The sequence below is a fragment of the Streptomyces sp. NPDC031554 genome, from assembly GCF_055580685.1.
Map to the genome: position 1 here is coordinate 84,016 of NZ_JBVIKX010000009.1, position 16,022 is coordinate 100,037.

Annotated in this window: 15 protein-coding genes and 1 pseudogene; 5 read left to right on the forward strand and 11 right to left on the reverse strand. The window is 72.8% G+C overall.

Annotation, left to right across the window (positions count from 1 at the left end):
- Nucleotide 1 precedes the first annotated feature (1 nt).
- The 3 genes from ACZ5FU_RS23200 to ACZ5FU_RS23210 are packed head-to-tail and all read right to left on the reverse strand — an operon-like array spanning nucleotide 2 to nucleotide 2,995.
- The gene (locus ACZ5FU_RS23200; RefSeq protein ID WP_469046534.1) at nucleotides 2-718 is read right to left on the reverse strand and encodes a DsbA family oxidoreductase; all 717 of its coding nucleotides are present in this window, start codon (nucleotides 716-718) and stop codon (nucleotides 2-4) included.
- 60 nt (nucleotides 719-778) lie between these two features.
- On the reverse strand, nucleotides 779-1,414 hold the full coding sequence (locus tag ACZ5FU_RS23205; RefSeq protein ID WP_469046536.1) for a DUF1349 domain-containing protein: 636 nt from the start codon (nucleotides 1,412-1,414) through the stop codon (nucleotides 779-781).
- A gap of 51 nt (nucleotides 1,415-1,465) precedes the next feature.
- Nucleotides 1,466-2,995, reverse strand: a complete 1,530-nt coding sequence (locus ACZ5FU_RS23210) for an aldehyde dehydrogenase (NADP(+)) (protein WP_451528007.1) — start codon at nucleotides 2,993-2,995, stop codon at nucleotides 1,466-1,468.
- Between the two features lie 144 nt (nucleotides 2,996-3,139).
- Between ACZ5FU_RS23210 and ACZ5FU_RS23215 the strand changes: the two genes are divergently transcribed.
- Both ACZ5FU_RS23215 and ACZ5FU_RS23220 read left to right on the forward strand, forming a co-directional pair.
- Nucleotides 3,140-3,913: an IclR family transcriptional regulator gene (locus ACZ5FU_RS23215; RefSeq protein WP_451528006.1), complete on the forward strand. Its 774-nt coding sequence runs from the start codon at nucleotides 3,140-3,142 to the stop codon at nucleotides 3,911-3,913.
- A 3-nt stretch (nucleotides 3,914-3,916) separates the two neighbouring features.
- A complete protein-coding gene (locus ACZ5FU_RS23220; protein WP_451528005.1) occupies nucleotides 3,917-4,387 on the forward strand; it encodes a GNAT family N-acetyltransferase in 471 nt (156 codons plus the stop codon).
- 539 nt (nucleotides 4,388-4,926) lie between these two features.
- Here the strand turns inward: ACZ5FU_RS23220 and ACZ5FU_RS23225 are convergent.
- Nucleotides 4,927-5,217 (reverse strand): annotated as a pseudogene (locus tag ACZ5FU_RS23225) (NCS2 family permease); the annotation flags it as partial.
- A gap of 272 nt (nucleotides 5,218-5,489) precedes the next feature.
- Here ACZ5FU_RS23225 and ACZ5FU_RS23230 point away from each other — a divergent pair.
- From ACZ5FU_RS23230 to ACZ5FU_RS23240, 3 genes are all read left to right on the forward strand, one after another.
- Nucleotides 5,490-6,059 (forward strand): SigE family RNA polymerase sigma factor, encoded by a 570-nt coding sequence (locus ACZ5FU_RS23230; RefSeq protein ID WP_451528004.1) that lies wholly within the window; start codon nucleotides 5,490-5,492, stop codon nucleotides 6,057-6,059.
- Nucleotides 6,056-6,925, forward strand: coding sequence for a hypothetical protein (locus tag ACZ5FU_RS23235; protein WP_451528003.1), 870 nt, complete (start codon nucleotides 6,056-6,058; stop codon nucleotides 6,923-6,925). The genes ACZ5FU_RS23230 and ACZ5FU_RS23235 overlap by 4 nt, the downstream gene beginning before the upstream one ends.
- Nucleotides 6,926-7,031: 106 nt before the next feature.
- Nucleotides 7,032-7,862 (forward strand): pectate lyase, encoded by an 831-nt coding sequence (locus tag ACZ5FU_RS23240; RefSeq protein WP_451777076.1) that lies wholly within the window; start codon nucleotides 7,032-7,034, stop codon nucleotides 7,860-7,862.
- Between the two features lie 90 nt (nucleotides 7,863-7,952).
- Here the strand turns inward: ACZ5FU_RS23240 and ACZ5FU_RS23245 are convergent, their stop codons facing one another.
- From ACZ5FU_RS23245 to ACZ5FU_RS23275, 7 genes are all read right to left on the reverse strand, one after another.
- Nucleotides 7,953-9,107: a right-handed parallel beta-helix repeat-containing protein gene (locus tag ACZ5FU_RS23245; RefSeq protein WP_469046538.1), complete on the reverse strand. Its 1,155-nt coding sequence runs from the start codon at nucleotides 9,105-9,107 to the stop codon at nucleotides 7,953-7,955.
- A gap of 255 nt (nucleotides 9,108-9,362) precedes the next feature.
- Complete coding sequence (locus ACZ5FU_RS23250) at nucleotides 9,363-10,388, reverse strand: pectinesterase family protein (RefSeq protein ID WP_469046540.1); 1,026 nt, start codon at nucleotides 10,386-10,388, stop codon at nucleotides 9,363-9,365.
- A gap of 1 nt (nucleotide 10,389) precedes the next feature.
- Nucleotides 10,390-11,517: a pectinesterase family protein gene (locus ACZ5FU_RS23255; protein ID WP_451527999.1), complete on the reverse strand. Its 1,128-nt coding sequence runs from the start codon at nucleotides 11,515-11,517 to the stop codon at nucleotides 10,390-10,392.
- Between the two features lie 171 nt (nucleotides 11,518-11,688).
- Nucleotides 11,689-13,008 (reverse strand): pectate lyase family protein, encoded by a 1,320-nt coding sequence (locus ACZ5FU_RS23260; RefSeq protein ID WP_451527998.1) that lies wholly within the window; start codon nucleotides 13,006-13,008, stop codon nucleotides 11,689-11,691.
- A gap of 32 nt (nucleotides 13,009-13,040) precedes the next feature.
- Entirely contained in the window at nucleotides 13,041-13,835 is a 795-nt protein-coding gene (locus ACZ5FU_RS23265) for a rhamnogalacturonan acetylesterase (protein ID WP_451527997.1), read from the reverse strand.
- Between the two features lie 200 nt (nucleotides 13,836-14,035).
- A complete protein-coding gene (locus tag ACZ5FU_RS23270) occupies nucleotides 14,036-15,376 on the reverse strand; it encodes an ABC transporter substrate-binding protein (RefSeq protein WP_451527996.1) in 1,341 nt (446 codons plus the stop codon).
- Between the two features lie 67 nt (nucleotides 15,377-15,443).
- The gene (locus ACZ5FU_RS23275) at nucleotides 15,444-16,022 is read right to left on the reverse strand and encodes a hypothetical protein (RefSeq protein ID WP_468837560.1); all 579 of its coding nucleotides are present in this window, start codon (nucleotides 16,020-16,022) and stop codon (nucleotides 15,444-15,446) included.

Sequence of the window (16,022 nt, forward strand, 5' to 3'; positions counted from 1 at the left end):
CTCAGTGCTGCGGTACCGCGCATCCGTCCGGGCCGCAGGCCTCGGCCGCGCCCTGGTCGACGAGGCGGAGCGGGGAGCGCTCGCCCCAGGCCCGGGTGAGGGCCTGGGCGAAGACCTCGGCGGGCTGGGCACCGGAGACGCCGTAGGCGCGGTCGAGGACGAAGAAGGGGACGCCGTTCGCGCCGAGCTCGGCGGCCTCGCGCTCGTCGGCGCGGACCTCGTCGGCGTAGGCGGCCGGATCGGCGAGGACCGCGCGCGCCTCGTCGGCGTCGAGGCCGGCCTCGACGGCCAGTTCCACGAGCCGTTCGTCGCCCCCGTCGAACAGGGACCGCTCCTCGGCGAAGTTGGCCCGGTACAGGAGCTGGATCAGCTCGTCCTGGCGGCCCCGCGCCTTGGCCAGGTGCAGCAGCCTGTGCATGTCGAAGGTGTTGCCGTGGTCGCGCCCGCGGGTGCGGTAGTCGAGGCCCTCGGCGGCGGCCTGGGCGCCGAGGTTGTCCTCGCCGGCCTGGGCCTGGGCCTCGCTCATGCCGTACTTCCTGGTGAGCATGATCAGCACGGGCTGGACGTCGCCCTTCGCGCGGCCGGGGTCCAGCTCGAAGGAGCGGTGCACGACCTCGACCTGGTCACGGTGCGGGAAGGCGTCGAGCGCCTTCTCGAAGCGGGCCTTGCCCACGTAGCACCACGGGCAGGCGATGTCGCTCCAGATCTCGACGCGCATGTCTCGGCTCTCTCCAGGTCGTACGGGTGCGGAGACTCCCTCCGGCGACTGCGTGAACGTTCAAACGGTTCGGTTCATTCCCGCCCGGCACGGCCCGTCGCGGAGGTCGTCCGGCCACTTCGGCCGGAACTCCAGGTGGTCGTAGGTGACGACACACCCCTCCCCCATCGGCGCCTGCGCCATGAAGCCGACCAGGGCCGCGCCCGTCTCCGTCTCGTCGCCCAGCGTGAACAGCCGGACGAAGATCCACCGCTCGCCGTCGTGGGAGGCGTGGAAGGCGAACGCCCGGCCGGTCCGGCTCACCCGGAGCCAGACCGAACTGCCCTCCACGGAGAAGGAGTTGGCGTCGTCGGAGTGGCCGCGGGTGACCACCGTGCAGACGGTGGGCACGTCCGGGGAGTACTCCAGGCAGAGCTTGGCCCAGGCCCGTTCGCCGACGTGGACGTAGAGCACCCCGGCGTCGAAGGTGCCGTTGAAGCCGACCGTCACCCGGGCGATGAGCTGGAAGTCGCCCTCGGGCGACCCCAGCAGCCGGGGCGCGTCGCCGGCCGGGTCCAGCGCCTCCGCGGTGGGCGGCACGAACCGGTCCTGGCGGGGACCGGCCCATGCGGTGAGGACCCCGTCCTCATGGCTCCAGTGTCCGTCGGGCCCGTAGGTGCGCAACGGGAAGGGAAGTTCCGGCAGTTCGAGGTCCATGCGGCGAGTTTTCCAGATCCTTCTGTCGCCCGGGCCGTCGCCCGGTGGCGGTCAGCGTTCGAGGCGGTTGTTGAAGCGCCGCGGCAGTCCGAGCGGGTTGTCGTCGCGCAGTTCCGGCGGCAGCAGAGCCTCGGGCGCGTTCTGGTAGGCGACCGGACGCAGCCAGCGCTCGATGGCCGTGCCGCCCACGGAGGTGGAGGTGGAGGTGGTCGCCGGGTAGGGGCCGCCGTGGTGCTGCGCGGGGGCCACGGCGACACCGGTCGGCCAGCCGTTCACGAGCACGCGGCCCGCGAGCGGGGTGAGTTCGGCGAGGATCTCGGCGCCGCGGCCCTGGCCGGCGGCCTCCTCCTCGGACAGGTGCACGGTCGCGGTGAGGTTGCCGGGCAGCCGCGACAGGACGGACCGCGCCTGCTCGTCGTCGTCGTAGCGCGCCACCACGGTCACCGGGCCGAAGCACTCCTCCAGGAGCAGGTCGTGGGCCCCTTCCGCGGTGAGCTTCTCGGCCGCGACCGTCAGGAAGCCCGCGCTCACGGTGTGCTCGCCGCCGGCCCCGGGGGTGACCGGCGTCCCGACCTCGGGCAGCTGCGCCCGCTCGGCGACGCCGGCGAGGAAGTTGTCGCGCATGCGGTGGTCGAGCAGGACGCCCGCGTCGGTGTCGCTGACCGCGTCGGTCAGGGACTTGACGAGGCCGTCACCGGCCGCGCCGGAGGGCACGAGGACCAGGCCCGGCTTCACGCAGAACTGTCCGACGCCCAGCGTCATGGAGCCGGCGAGACCGGTCCCGATGGCCTCCGCGCGCTCGGCGGCGGCGGCCTCGGTCACCACGACCGGGTTGAGCGAGCCCAGCTCGCCGTGGAAGGGGATCGGCACGGGCCGCGCGGCCGCCGCGTCGAACAGCGCGCGGCCGCCCCGGATGGATCCGGTGAAGCCGGCGGCGGCGATCAGCGGGTGCTTGACCAGCTCGACACCCGCCTCGAAGCCGTGCACGAGGCCCAGCACGTCGCCGGGGACGCCGTGCTCGGCGGCGGCCCGGCGGACCACGTTGGCGACCAGCTCGGACAGGCCCGGGTGGTCGGGGTGGGACTTGACGACGACCGGGTTGCCCGCGGCCAGCGCGCTCGCGGTGTCGCCGCCGGCGACCGAGAAGGCGAAGGGGAAGTTGGACGCCGAGTACACGGCGACGACGCCCAGCGGCACCTTGTAGCGGCGCAGGTCGGGCACGGGCGGGGTCGCGGTGTCGTCGGGGTGGTTGACGACGACGTCGAGGAAGGCGCCCTCCTCGACGATGTCGGCGAAGGCGCGCAGCTGGTAGCAGGTGCGGGCGAGTTCGCCGGTCAGCCGGACCGGGCCGAGGGCGGTCTCGGCGTCGGCCACCTCGACGAGCTGGTCCCTGGCCGCCTCCAGCCGGTCCGCGGCGGCGCGCAGGAAGGCGGCGCGCACGGCGCGGTCGGCGAGGGCCGCGCGCGCGCCGTGCGCGGCACGGACGACGGAGTCCACCTCCTGGACCGTGGCCTCCACCGCGACCTGTTCACGCTGCTTCCCGGTTCGGGGGTCGACACTCCAGACTGGTGCTGCTGCCACCGCGGGTCCCTCCACGTTCGTCGCCGCATCGCAATGCCGCTGTCCTTACCTCACCACCAGGGATGTTCGATATACTGAACGCTGTCTCTGATGATGAATATGCTGTCGGAGACTATTTCCCGTCGAACGAAGGGGTCAAGGGCGATGTCGGCTGGCGAGACGGGGGGCGGGGCGCAGGTCAAGTCCGCGGTGCGGACGGTTGAACTGCTGGAATACTTCGCCGGCCGCCCCGGAATGCACTCCCTCGCGTCGGTCCAGGAGGCCGTCGGCTATCCCAAGTCCAGCCTCTACATGCTGCTGCGCACCCTGGTGGAGCTGGGCTGGGTGGAGACGGACGCGACGGGCACGCGGTACGGCATCGGCGTACGGGCGCTGCTGGTCGGCACCTCCTACATCGACGGCGACGAGGTGGTCGCGGCCGCCCGTCCCACGCTGGACCGGCTGTCGGACGACACCACCGAGACCATCCACCTGGCGCGCCTGGACGGCACCAACGTGGTGTACCTCGCCACCCGCCAGTCGCAGCACTACCTGCGCCCCTTCACCCGCGTCGGGCGCCGGCTGCCCGCCCACTCCACCTCCCTCGGCAAGGCGCTGCTGAGCACCTGCACCGACGAACAGGTCCGCAAGCTGCTCCCCGAGACGCTGCCCGCGCTGACCGAGCACACCATCACCGACCGCGAGAAGCTCATCGAGGAGCTGCACCAGATCCGCGAGCAGGGCTTCGCCGTGGACCGGGAGGAGAACACGCTGGGGCTGCGCTGCTTCGGCGTCGCGATCCCGTACCGCACCCCCGCGCGCGACGCGATCAGCTGCTCGGTGCCGGTGGCCCGGCTGACGCCCGCGCACGAGCAGATGGTGAAGGACGCGCTGTTCGACGCGCGCGACCGGCTGACCCTGGCCACGCGTAGGCTCTGAGGCATGCAGATCGCCCTGCGCCCGGTCCACGACAGCGACCTGCCGGTGTTCTACCGGCAGATGAACGACCCCGAGTCCCTGCGGATGGCCGCGTTCACCCCGAAGGACCCGGCCGACCGGGACGCCTTCGACGCCCGCTGGAGAAGGATCCGCGCCTCCGCCGACGTGGTGCGCGCCATCCTGGCCGACGGCGACGTGGTGGGCAGCGCGGCGGTCTACGGCGAACCGGGCGAGCGCGAGGTCACCTACTGGGTGGACCGCTCCCACTGGGGGCGCGGCATCGCCACGGCCGCGCTGGCGGCGCTCCTCGCCGAGGTGCCCGAACGCCCGCTGTACGCGCGCGCGGCGGACGACAACGCCGGCTCCCGGCGCGTCCTGGAGAAGTGCGGCTTCCGGGTGACCGCGCGGGCCACGGGGTTCGCCCAGGCGCGCGGTGCGGAGATCGACGAGGTCGTCCTGGTGCTGGAGGGCTGAGCCCCGGGGACGAGGGCTCCTCCGCCGCCGCCCGCGTCCGGTCGTTGATCCGGCGGGCTGAGCCCCGGGGACGAGGGCCCCTCCCCCGTGCGGCGGAGGCGGATCGTCGTCGCGCCCGATGTGCCGGGGCCGGTCCGCGCGCGAGCGGGGAGGCATGCCCCGCTCGCGTGCCCCCGCCCCGCCGTGCACCCCGCCGCCCGCTCCGCGCCTTCGGGGAGGCGCGGGCTCCCGCGCGCCGTCACGATCGCCGCCTGTCCGCCGTACCCGGCCCCGAGGACCGTCCGGGCGGACGGCGGACGGCGGGCGCGTCGGCGTTCCGGCGGGCGGCCCGCTGCCGGGGCGTCCGGCCGCCATGGCGGTGCCCATGGTGTCGAGGAAGCCGGACGGGACCAGGATGAGGACGAGCAGGACGACCGTGACGGCGGTGGGCTCGCCGGACGCGCCGAACGGGCTGAGGCGGCCGACGAGTCCGAAGCCGGGGGTGTCGACGAGCCGGCCGGGCCGGGCCGGTGTGGTCGGGCCCCGGGACGTGACGTCGGCGGGAGGTCGCCGGCGACACCCGTGACCACGGTCATGACGGCGGCCACCAAGGCGGTGACGGTGGCGAGTTGGACGGCGTCGAGCCGGTGTCCGAACTCGTCCTCGGCGCTGCCCGGGACGAGGGGGTCCAGGACGAGGAGGTGGGCCGTCGTGAAGAACGCGGTGAAGCCGCCGCGTGCCTCCCGGCCGAGGGTGGACCCCCGTTCGGTGATTCCGAGGAACCGGTCGACGCCGTTCGCCGCCGGGGGCGGGGGCGTCGGCCGGTCGGCCGCCTTCTGGATCTCGGGCATGACGGGCGCTCCTGGTGACCTGGCGATCCGCGGGCGGATGCCGACTGGATCGTTCCCCCGCCGAACTCCGTCGGGGTTTTCGCCGTGTCACGAAATCGGGGTTCGGTCGGCCATACACTGTTCGAACCCCCGTACCGATCGCGCGGTTGACCACTGCTACGCTCCGGATCTTGTCCCGACCACCTCCCCGGGACATCCCCATGTCATTCACATGACACGCACAACGCGCACCCCCGCCGGGGTGCGGATTCCGCATCGAGAAGAGGTCACTCGTGGGCACAGTCGTCGACGACGCCGCCTCCGTGGAGTTCCATGCCTTCTTCGAACGCCACCATGCCGAACTGGCCCGCCTCGCCCATCTGCTGACCGGCGAGGCCGACGCGGCCGACGACCTGGCGGCGGACGCGCTGCTCGCGCTCTGGCACCGCTGGGACCGGGTCCGCGCGGCCGACCACCCGGTGGCGTACGCGCGCGGTGTCGTGGCCAATCTGGCCCGCACCCGGATCCGCAGCGCGGTCCGCGAGCGCCGCAGGATCGCCCTGTTCTGGTCGCAGCGCGAGGAGAAGACGGAGAATCCGGACGTCGCGGGCGTGGTGGACGTCCAGTCGGCGCTGCGTAGACTCCCGTTCCGCAAACGGGCCTGTGTGGTGCTCCGGCACGCCTTCGACCTCTCGGAGAAGGACACCGCGCTCGCCCTGGGCGTCTCGGTGGGTACGGTGAAGAGCCAGACCTCGAAGGGGATGGCCGAGCTGCAGAAGCTGCTCGGCGCCCCGTCGGGTCCGCGGAAGGTGCACGCCGTGATGGCGGCGCGCACGGGTGAGGCCGGAGGAAGGAACCGATGACGACGCAGCGGGACGGGCACGGCGAGCTGCGCGCCCGGCTGCACGAGGCGGCCGGGGCGTACGAGCCGAACCGCGAGCGGATCCTCGCCCGGATCGAACGCGGCATGGTGGAGCAGGAACGGCCCGGCGCCCACCGGGCGACCCGGCCGGCCCTGTGGGGCTGGGCGCGGATCGTGAGCGCCACGGCCGCGGTCGCGGGCATGCTCGCGGTCGGCGGCTACGCGGTGGCGTCCGCGGTGAAGGACGACTCGCCGTCGCAGCAGACGGTCGCCGTCTCGCCGCCGCCGGTGGAGTCCCCGGACGCGACGAGCCGCCCGCCCGCCTCGCCGGAGCCGACGCCCGACCCGAGCGCCAGCGGGCAGGACGAGCCCGAGCCGAGCGCCTCACCGACGGTGTCGGCGCCGGCGTCGCCGTCCGCGCCCGCCCCGGCCGTGCTGCCGGCCGTCGACGACACCGAGGACGGCCCGCTGTGGTCGGACGGCTCGGTGGACCCGCACAGCAACGAATTCTGGGCGCAGAGCAACGTGACGTTCAAGACCTCCGAGCGGCTCACCGCGCTGACCGTGCAGCTGAAGGTCGCGCAGACCGGCGGGGTGTCCGCCGCGGGTGCCTGGCGCTCGCTGCCCGAGGGCGACTTCACCTTCACGGCCGAGGAGCGGGACGGCTTCGTCGTCTACACCTGGGTGCTCAAGGAGGGCCGTACGGTCCCCGAGGGCGAGTGGGTCTTCGCCGGGCAGTACGACCACGAGCGCGGCGGCCGGGACGCCAAGGACGACAGCTACGTGGTGGCCGGCGTGTCCGACGGCGGGGAGAGTTCCGTGGGCGGCGACTTCGCGGCCCGGGACGACGACGAGGGCGACTCGTAGCGGCCGCGGGATCCGGAGAAAAAAACTTTCGGCGGAGCGGCAACCCTTTCCTCACCGGTGACGACCACACAGCGCAAGAGTCACCACCCACTTGAGGAACCGGTACATGACTGCACCAGCACAGCCCCGCGTCCGGCACCGTCGCAAGGTCACCAAGCGGCGGGCGCTGATCGCCGGCTCCGCCGCCCTCGCGGTCTCGGGCGCGGCGATCGTCACCACGACGATGCTCTCGTCCGCGGGCGCGGCGACGGCGTGGCCCACCGCCACCGGCAGCAAGTCCGTCTCGTCGACGATCAAGGTGTCGGGGACCTACGACGGCAAGCTGACGAAGTTCGTCGGCTCCGGCGCCCTGGGCGGCAGCGGCCAGGAGGAGGGCCAGGACCCGATCTTCGAGCTCGCCGACGGCGCCGTCCTGAAGAACGTGATCATCGGCACCCCGGCCGCCGACGGCGTCCACTGCAAGGGTTCCTGCACGCTCCAGAACGTGTGGTGGCTGGACGTCGGCGAGGACGCGGCCAGCTTCAAGGGCAAGTCCGCCTCGTCGGTCTACAAGGTCATCGGCGGCGGCGCGAAGAACGGCGCCGACAAGGTGCTCCAGTTCAACGGCGCCGGCACGCTGACCGTGACCGGCTTCCGGGTGGAGAACTCCGGCAAGCTGGTCCGCTCGTGCGGCAACTGCAAGACGCAGTACAAGCGCACGGTCGTGCTGAGCGACATCGACATCGTGGCGCCCCTGAAGGCCATCGTCGGCGTCAACGCCAACTACGGCGACACCGCGACCCTGTCGAAGATCCGCATCCAGGGCGACACCAAGAAGAAGACGAAGACCTGCGTCCGCTTCAAGGGCAACAGCACCGGCAAGGAGCCCACCGAGCTGGGCACCGGCGCCGACGGCAAGACCTGCAAGTTCTCCTCGTCCGACATCACCTACAAGTAGGCCTGTCGGCGCGCCGGCCCGAGCCCCTCTCGGGCCGGCGCGAGAACGCCCCCGCCGGCGGTCACCGGCGGGGGCGTTCGGCTGTCCGGTTCAGTCCATGTCGGCGCCGATCGTGGTGGACCCGGTGGTCAGGAACGTCGTCGCCGGCAGCGACCCGTCCGCCGCGCGGGCTCCGTACGCCGTCGTCGCGTCCGTCGACCTGAACGCCGGGGTGGCGACGCCGGCGTCCCAGTTGTTCGCGGCGCTCACCGTGGCGGGGCCCGGCTTCGCGCGGCCGCCCTTGTCGGCCACGGCGAGGTTGCGGGCGAGGCGGGCCTTGCCGGTCGCGAAGTAGAAGCCGGCCTGCGCGTTGGCGTATGTGGTGTTGCGGTTCAGCACGATCGCGCCGGGGTTGGAGTTCTCGGTGAACCCGTTCAGCGTGTTGTCCCAGGCCGCGTTGTCGTTCACGACGTGCGCGACGACGACGCCCCCGCCGCCCAGCTTGAACCCGTTGCCGTTGCCCTCGAAGGCGGTGTCGCCCCAGCGGTTCTTGCCGTTGCCGAAGGCCCACGAGTGCTCGATGGTGACCGCCGTGGAGAACTGCCAGAGGTCGAGGCCGTCGTCGGAGTTGTTGTAGAGACGGGCGCCGGTGATCCGGTTGCCGCTGCCGGAGCCGAACTTCACGGCGATGCCGTCCGCGTTCTGGCCGTGGTTCGCGGCGTCGTAGTTGCTGTGGCTGTCGAGGTTCTGGACGAGGTTGCCGACGGTGTCGTCGCCGCGCAGGGTGAAGCCGGTGTCGCCGTTGCCGGCGGTGACCAGGTTCCTGAAGACACCTCCGGTGGAAGAGGTCACGACGAAGCCCTGCGCCGGGGACTTCTGGAAGGTGAGGTTCTGCACGGTCCAGTAGCTGCCGTAGATCCCGGCGAGCCAGGAGCCGGCCGGGAGCTTCGAACCGTCGATCTTCACCTTCTCGGTGCCGTACGCCCGCAGGGTGATGCGGTTCGAGGAGGTGCCGCTCGCCGTGGACTTCAGGGTGGCCGTCGGGTAGTAGGTGCCGCCGCGGACCTGGATGACGGTGCCGGCGGCGGCGTTCTTCACGGCCGCCTCCAGCTGCGCGGTGGTCGACACGGTGACCGTGCTCGTCGCGGCCTGCGCGCCGTCGTCCGTCAGGCCGAGGTAGACGCCGCCCGCCCCTGAGGCGACGGCCACCGCGGCGGCGATCGAGAGGGTGCGCGTCCTGCGGTGGCGTCCGGTGCTCAAACGCACGGGGCGTTCCTTTCCTGGAGGGATGGTGGGGGAACGGGCCGGGGGGACCGCCCCGGCCCGTTCCCTCCCACCAGTCGCCGCCGTGGCCGGAAAGGGTTGCCGGACCGTGCGAAAAGCTGTCGGAACTTTCGCCGCGGTCAGTCCATGGTCGCCCCGACGGCGGACCGGCGACGACCGCCGCACGCACCGCCGGCGGCTCCCCCGGCCGGCAGGGCCGCCCCCGTCCCGGCCACGAACGCCCGCCGGCCCACCGGTTCACGCACGCTCGTACGGCCTCCAGTCCCCGAGGTAGGAGCGCCGGGTGTGGACGGCCGCCTCGGCGGGCGTGAGCTGCGGCCGGTCGCCGGGCTCGGAGATCACCGCGCCGGGTCCCGTGTTGCCGTACTCGCGGAAGCGCATCGTCTGCCAGGGATAGGCCTCGCGCATGTTCGTGTACGGGGCGGCCGCGTCGATGCCGGGCCCGATCCAGGTGTCCCGGACGACGAGGGAGGGCCAGGCGGTCGTCTCGTACGACGGCACCCAGGGCCGGGCCAGTTTGTACGCCCCGTCCTCGGCGCCGGAGGTGATCCGGCCGCGGACGGCGAGGAAGCCGTAGGGGTTGGCGCGGGCGGTGGCCGGGGCGAAGACCATGCCCTTGGGGGTGAAGGCGACGTCCCGCCGGAGGGTGTGGAAGCGGCAGGCGTCGAAGACGGCGCGTGCCCGTCCGAAGACGAAGTCGACGTCGCCCTGGAGGTGACAGCGGTGGTAGTACTGCCGGTCGAAGGCGTCCAGGGCGGTGGTGTCCGCGAAGAGGGTGTCCTGGTGGGCCAGGAAGCGCACGTTGTCGAAGCGGGAGCGGTCGCCGGTGACGTACGCGGCCACCGCCTGGGTGCCGGTGACGTCGGGGTGGTCGGCGCGCAGCCAGTCGTTGGCGAGGGTGAGGTCGCGCACGGTCAGGCCGGGGGCGGCGGAGGTGAAGGTGGCGGAGCCGGCGGTGCCGTACGTGGTGCCGTCGGGTCTCGTCGTGCCGTTGGCGTTGTCGAAGACGAGGACGGCGGCGCGGGCGTCGCGCGAGGCGCCCCGCAGGGTCAGCTCCGCCTTGTCCGCGGGGACGCCGACGACTTCGCGGTACGTGCCGGGGTGCACGACGATCGTCCAGCCGGGCCCGGTGACGGCGTCCACGGCGGCCTGGACGGAGTCGCCGGGGCGCACGTGCAGGACGCGGCGCGGGCTCGCGTGGGCGGGGGCCGCCGCGGTCAGGGTCCCGGCGGCGATGCCCGCGAGGAGGGTGCGCCTGCGCATGTCAGCAGGTCTCCTTCCAGGGCCGCCAGTCCCCGAGGTGGGCCGACCGGGTCGCCGACGCGGCCTGCTCGGGGGTGAGCTGGGGCCGGTTCTCGGGGACGGTGACGACCGCGCCCGGTCCGGAGTTGCGGTACTCGGCGAACCGCTGGTCCTGCCAGGGGAAGGAGGCCGACATGTTCGTGTAGGGCGCGACCGCGTCGATGCCGGGGCCGAGGTGGGTGTCGCGGACGGTGAGCATGGGGCGGGCGGTGGTGTCGGAGCTGGGCACCCAGGGGCGGGCCAGCTTGTAGAAGGCGTCCGGGGCCTCGCTCGTGACCCGGCCGCCGGTCACCAGGTAGCCGCGGGGGTTGGCGCCTGCCGTGGAGGGCGCGAAGACGAAGCCGTAGGGGGCGGCGGTGAGGTCCGTGCGGCGCAGGGTGCGGAAGTGGCAGTGCTCGAAGACGGCGGTGGCCCGGCCGAAGACGAAGTCGACGTCCCCCTCGGCGTAGCAGTGGGAGAAGTACTGCCGGGCGAAGGTGCCGAGGGCGGTCGAGTCGGCGTAGAGGGTGTCCTGGTGGCCGAGGAAGCGGCAGTGGTGGAAGGCGGAGCGGTCGCCCTGGACCTTGATCGCGACGGCCTGGGTGCCGGTGACGCCGGGGTGGTCGGCGCGCAGCCAGTCGTTGGCGAAGGTGATCCAGCGGGCGGTGAAGCCGTCGGCCTGCACGGTGGTGGTGGCCGAGCCGGTGGTGCCGTAGGTGCCGCCGCCGGGCTTGGGGGTGCCGGCCGCGTTGTCGTACACGATCACCACGTCGCGGGGGTTCTCCGAGGCGCCGATCCACGTCGCCCCGGTGCGGGTGGTGTCGACCGCGACGGTCTCCCGGTAGGTGCCGGGGGCGATGACGAGGGTGCGGCCGGTCCCGGTGGCGGCGGCCACGGCGTCCCGGACCGAGGTGTGGTCCCCGCGTCCGCGCGCGTCGACGTAGAGGGTCCCCGGGGTGAGGCGGGCGGACGGGGAGCCGAAGCGGCCGAACGGCCGGCGGGCGGCGGCCCTGACGGGGCCGGCCGCCAGGCCGAGGGCGGCGCCCGCACCGGCGCTCGCCAGGAGGAAACCCCGTCGGGACAGGGGGAGCTGGACGTGGGGCGAGGGCATGCGGGTGCTCCTTCGGGGTGCGGCTCGTGCGGCTCGTGGGATGCGGACCTCGGGTGGGGGGGGGTGGGTGTGCGGGCCGGGGCGGCGGGGCCCCGGCCCACACGGTGCGGTGCTCTGTGGTGCGGGTGGTGCGGGTCATACGGGTCGTGCGAGCGGTGCGGGTGGTGCGGGTCAGCAGATCTTTCCGGCGCCGGCCCGGCCCTTGACGATGCCGGGGACGGCCTTCGCGGGGTCGACCTTGGTGCGCAGGGTGGGCGTCCAGCCCGCGCCGGACCGGAGGGTCTCGGCGGGGATCTCCGCGTTGTGCACGGCGATCAGGTCGACGCGCTTGCCGTTGACGTAGTTGTCGTCGGCGGTGACCGGCGCCTCGCTCCACTTCTTCAGCGCCTTCGCGGCGCTGACGCCGGCGGGCAGCGTGAACGCGTTGTGCTGGGCGACGAGCTGGGACTCCTTGCCGATGCCGAAGCTGTAGGAGTAGTCGGCGTCGGCGACGAAGTGGTTGTTGTAGGAGTCGACCTGTCCGAAGCGGACGCGGGGCGCGCGCTCGACGAGCTTCGAGAACAGGTTGTGGTGGAAGGTGACCTTCAGCTTGCCCCGGTCGCCCACGGCCGTGGACTCGCTGTCGCTGTTGCCGATGAGGATCGTCTTGTCGTGCTCGGTGAAGACGTTCCAGGAGGCGGTGACGTGGTTCGAGCCGCGCACGATGTCCAGTTCGCCGTCGTGCTGCTGGTAGAGCATGCCGAAGTAGGTCGGCGCGGCGCTGTCGGGGTGGGAGCCGTCGGTGAACGTGTTGTGGTCCAGCCACACGTGCGTGGACCCGTAGACGACGGCGGTGTCGTACTCGGAGTTCCAGTTGCCCTTCGAGCCGTCGGTGGGGTCCCACTGCGGGAAGCAGTCGATGGGGCTCTCGAAGGCGAGGTTGCGGACGATCACGTTGTCGACGGCCTTGATCTGGAGGCTGGCACCCTTGATGCCCGCGTTCCTGCCGACGCCGATGATGGTGGTGTTGGACGGGACGTTCACCTTGATCGCCGTGTCCTGGGCGGCGGCCGAGGCGCGCCGCAGGCCCTCGGGGCTGTCCGCGGGCTCGGCGCTCAGGTCGGTGTCCAGGCCCCACACCTCGGGCGCGTACGCGGCGAGGTAGGCGTCGAAGTCGTAGCCGGGCGCGGCGAAGGCGTCGCACCCTTCCGAGACGGCGTCGATCGTGCCCTTGACCTTGATGATCCTCGGTGCGGTGCCGCCGGCCTCCAGGGCGGCCCTGAACTCCGCCCAGGTGGTGACGGTGTGGACGTTCTCGGCGTCGGCGGCGGCACCGCCGGTGGTGCCGGTCCCGTAGGACGCCCAGCCGTCGCCGGCCGGCAGGGTCTGCCGGGCGACGTCACGGGCGGAGTGGGCCTGGGCGGGGGTGCCGGTGACCGTCAGGGCGAGGGCGGTGCAGCCGACCACGAGGGCGGTCTTTGTGGCATGCCCATGCCATCTCTGTGTGCTCATTGTGCGCTCTCTCTTTCGCGGGAGGGGGTGTGTCAGGCGGTGGCCGGGGGCCAGGTGATCCACGACTCCGGGATCTCGGTGTCCAGCCGGCGCACGTCGCGCGCCGTCAGCACCCGGCGGCGCAGCAGCTCGGCGGCGACGAGCCGGGCCACGGCGATCGCGCCCGGCGGATTGAAGTGCGTGTTGTCCTGCTCGGTGTCGGTCCAGTTGAAGTACCGCTTGGTCTCCTCCGCCCCGAGCTTCTGCCACAGCGCGAGCGACAGGGCCTGGAGGTCGAGGAGCGCGACGTCCTCCTGCGCGGCGAGGGCGCGCATCGCCGCCGGGTAGTCGCCGTGCGTGGGCAGCGCGTCGCCGGCCGCGTCGAAGCGGCGGCGCTCCACGGCCGTCGCCAGCACGGGCCGCGCCCCGCGGGAGCGCGCCCCGTCGACGTACAGCCGCAGGTGGTCCTGGTACGTCGTCCAGGGCTCGGTGTAGCGGGCCGGGTCGGTGGTCTTCTCGTCGTTGTGCGCGAACTGGATCAGGAGGAAGTCCCCCGGACGGATCGACGCGAGGATGACGTCCAGCCGTCCCTCGTCGACGAAGCTCTTGGAACTGCGGCCGTTCACCGCGTGGTTGGCGACCGGCCGGTCCTTGTGCAGGAAGAACGGCAGCGCCATGCCCCAGCCGGTCTCGGGCGCCGCGTCGGCGTACTTCTGGGCGGCGGTGGAGTCACCGGCGATGTAGAGGGTGCGGGGACGCCCCGCGGCCCGGGCGGTGCCGGTGGCCGCGGCGGCGAGGGGGACGGCGGCGAGGGCCGCCGAGGTGACCTGTCTGCGGGTGAGGGACACGGGGGTGCGCCTTTCGCACAGGGATGTCTCACGGGGAGGGGCCCGCGCCCCTGCCGGGGCGCGGGACGGTGCGCGGGTGCGGCTGCGCCGCGGAATCCACGGCCGGTCCCGCCGCGGAAGCGGCGGTCGGTTCCGCCGCGGGGATCGCGGCCGGCCCCGGCGGGACGCCGCGGCCGGCCGCCGTGCGGCGGGAGGAAGGCCTAGCCCTTCTGTTCCTTCCACTCCGCCTGCGCCTCGTTCAGCTGCTCAGCGAGGGTGTCCAGGAACTGCTTGGCGGTGAGCTTGCCCAGCAGGACCTTCTGGAAGTTGGGCTCGTTGTCGGACTTGGAGATGGTGCCCCAGTCCGGCAGGTAGTACGGCAGCTGCACGATCGTCGTGGACCCGTCCGACAGCGCCTGCGCGGCCAGCTTGGTCGGCTCGGCCTTGGCGATCCAGGCGTCGTTCGCCGCCGCGGTGTTCGACGGCACCTGGCCGGCCGACTCGTTGAACTTCGAGTTCTCCGCCTGCGAGGTGGCGAACTCGATGAACTTCCAGGCGGCGTCCTTGTTCTTCGAGCTCTTGAACATGCCGATGCCGTCGACCGGGTTGGACACCTGCACCCGCTTGCCGGAGGCGCCGACCGGCTGCGGGATGCCCCGGAACTTGTCGGCGCCGAACGCCTTCACGTGGTCCTGGTACGAGCCCAGGTTGTGGTTCAGCATGCCGATGGTGCCCGAGTCCCACTGGGCGACCATCTTGGTGAAGTCGTTGTTGAGGTCGGCGGCCGGGGTGACCTTCTTGTAGAGGGCCGCGTACTTCTCCAGCGCCTCGACGTTCTTCGGGTCGTTGACGGTGGTCTTGTCGCCGTTCCAGAACGAGGTGATCCCGCTCTGCCCGTACATCGCGTCCAGCGCCTGGGCGATGGATCCGGCGCCGCCGCGGATGGTGTACCCGAACTGGTTCTTGCCGGTGTTCGTCAGCTTCTCCGCCGCCGTGTAGAACGCGTCCCAGGTGGTCGGCTCGGCCAGCCCCGCCGCCTTGAACAGGTCGGTGCGGTAGTAGAGGACGCCGTTGTTGGCGGAGGTCGGGACCGAGTAGAGCGCGTCGCCGCCGCCGGCGGACTTCAGCGACTCGACCATGGACTTGTTGAGCTCACCGTTCAGGGACGACTTGGCGAGGCGGCCGTCCAGCGGCTCCAGGGCGTCCTGCGCCGCGATCGACGCCGCCATCGACGCCGTGATGCCGCCGACGTCCGGCAGGCCGCCGCCCTGGATGGCGGTGTCGACCTTGGACTGGTACTCGGTGGAGGCGATGCCGACGTACTCGACGTCGATGTCGGGGTTGGCCTTCTCGAAGTCGGCGATGACCTGCTTCCAGATGTCGGTGCGGACACCGCCGTTGTTGTCCCAGAAGACGATCTTGCCCTTGCCGCTGCCGTCGGACCCCTTGTCCCCGCCGGCACCGCTGCCGTCGTCACCGCAGGCGGTGGCGGTCAGGGCGAGCGCGGCCCCCAGGGCTACGGCCGTGGCGGCGCGCCTGTTTCTGCGAATGCTGATCTTCATTGGTCGGCTCTCTTCTTCTTCTCTTCTGGATCCAACGGGCTGTGCGGGCATGTGGGGGCGCGCGGGGTCAGCGGCGGGCGTGGGGAGCCCGGTCGCCGGTGTCCCCGAGGTGGTCGGTGCCGCCTTGGGAGCGGCGGGCGTGGACGCGGACGCCGGTGGCCGCGTCCGGCCGGGGGCCGTCGGTGACCGGGGTGGCCCGGCCGGGCGGGGAGGCGGTGTCCTGGAGGACGGTCCGGTCGCCGGTCGTCCCCGCCGCCGGCGCCCGCCCGGCGTCCGGCTCGTGCGCGGCCTCGTCGAGGTCGTCGCCGAGGCCGTCGCCGCGAACGAGGGGGCGGGCGGTGACGTCGTGGGCCGCGATCCGGACCGTGGCACCGCCGGTCGGACTCCCGTACGTCACAGGCGTGCCGTAGACGATGACGGTGCCGGGGCGGCCCTGTCCAGTCCCCTGCGGCAAGATGTTCGGCTCACCCGCGGCGCACGCCGTACGCGCCGCGCGGGAGGCCGCAGCGGTGACGGTGACCGCCCCGCCGTCGGCGGTGGCCGGAGCGGAGCCGACCACGCCGGCCACGCCGAGGACCGGCGCGGCGGTCCGGCCGGCCGCGGCGGCGCCGGGTCTCGACGAGTGCTTGCTGGGGAAGTGCGTCAT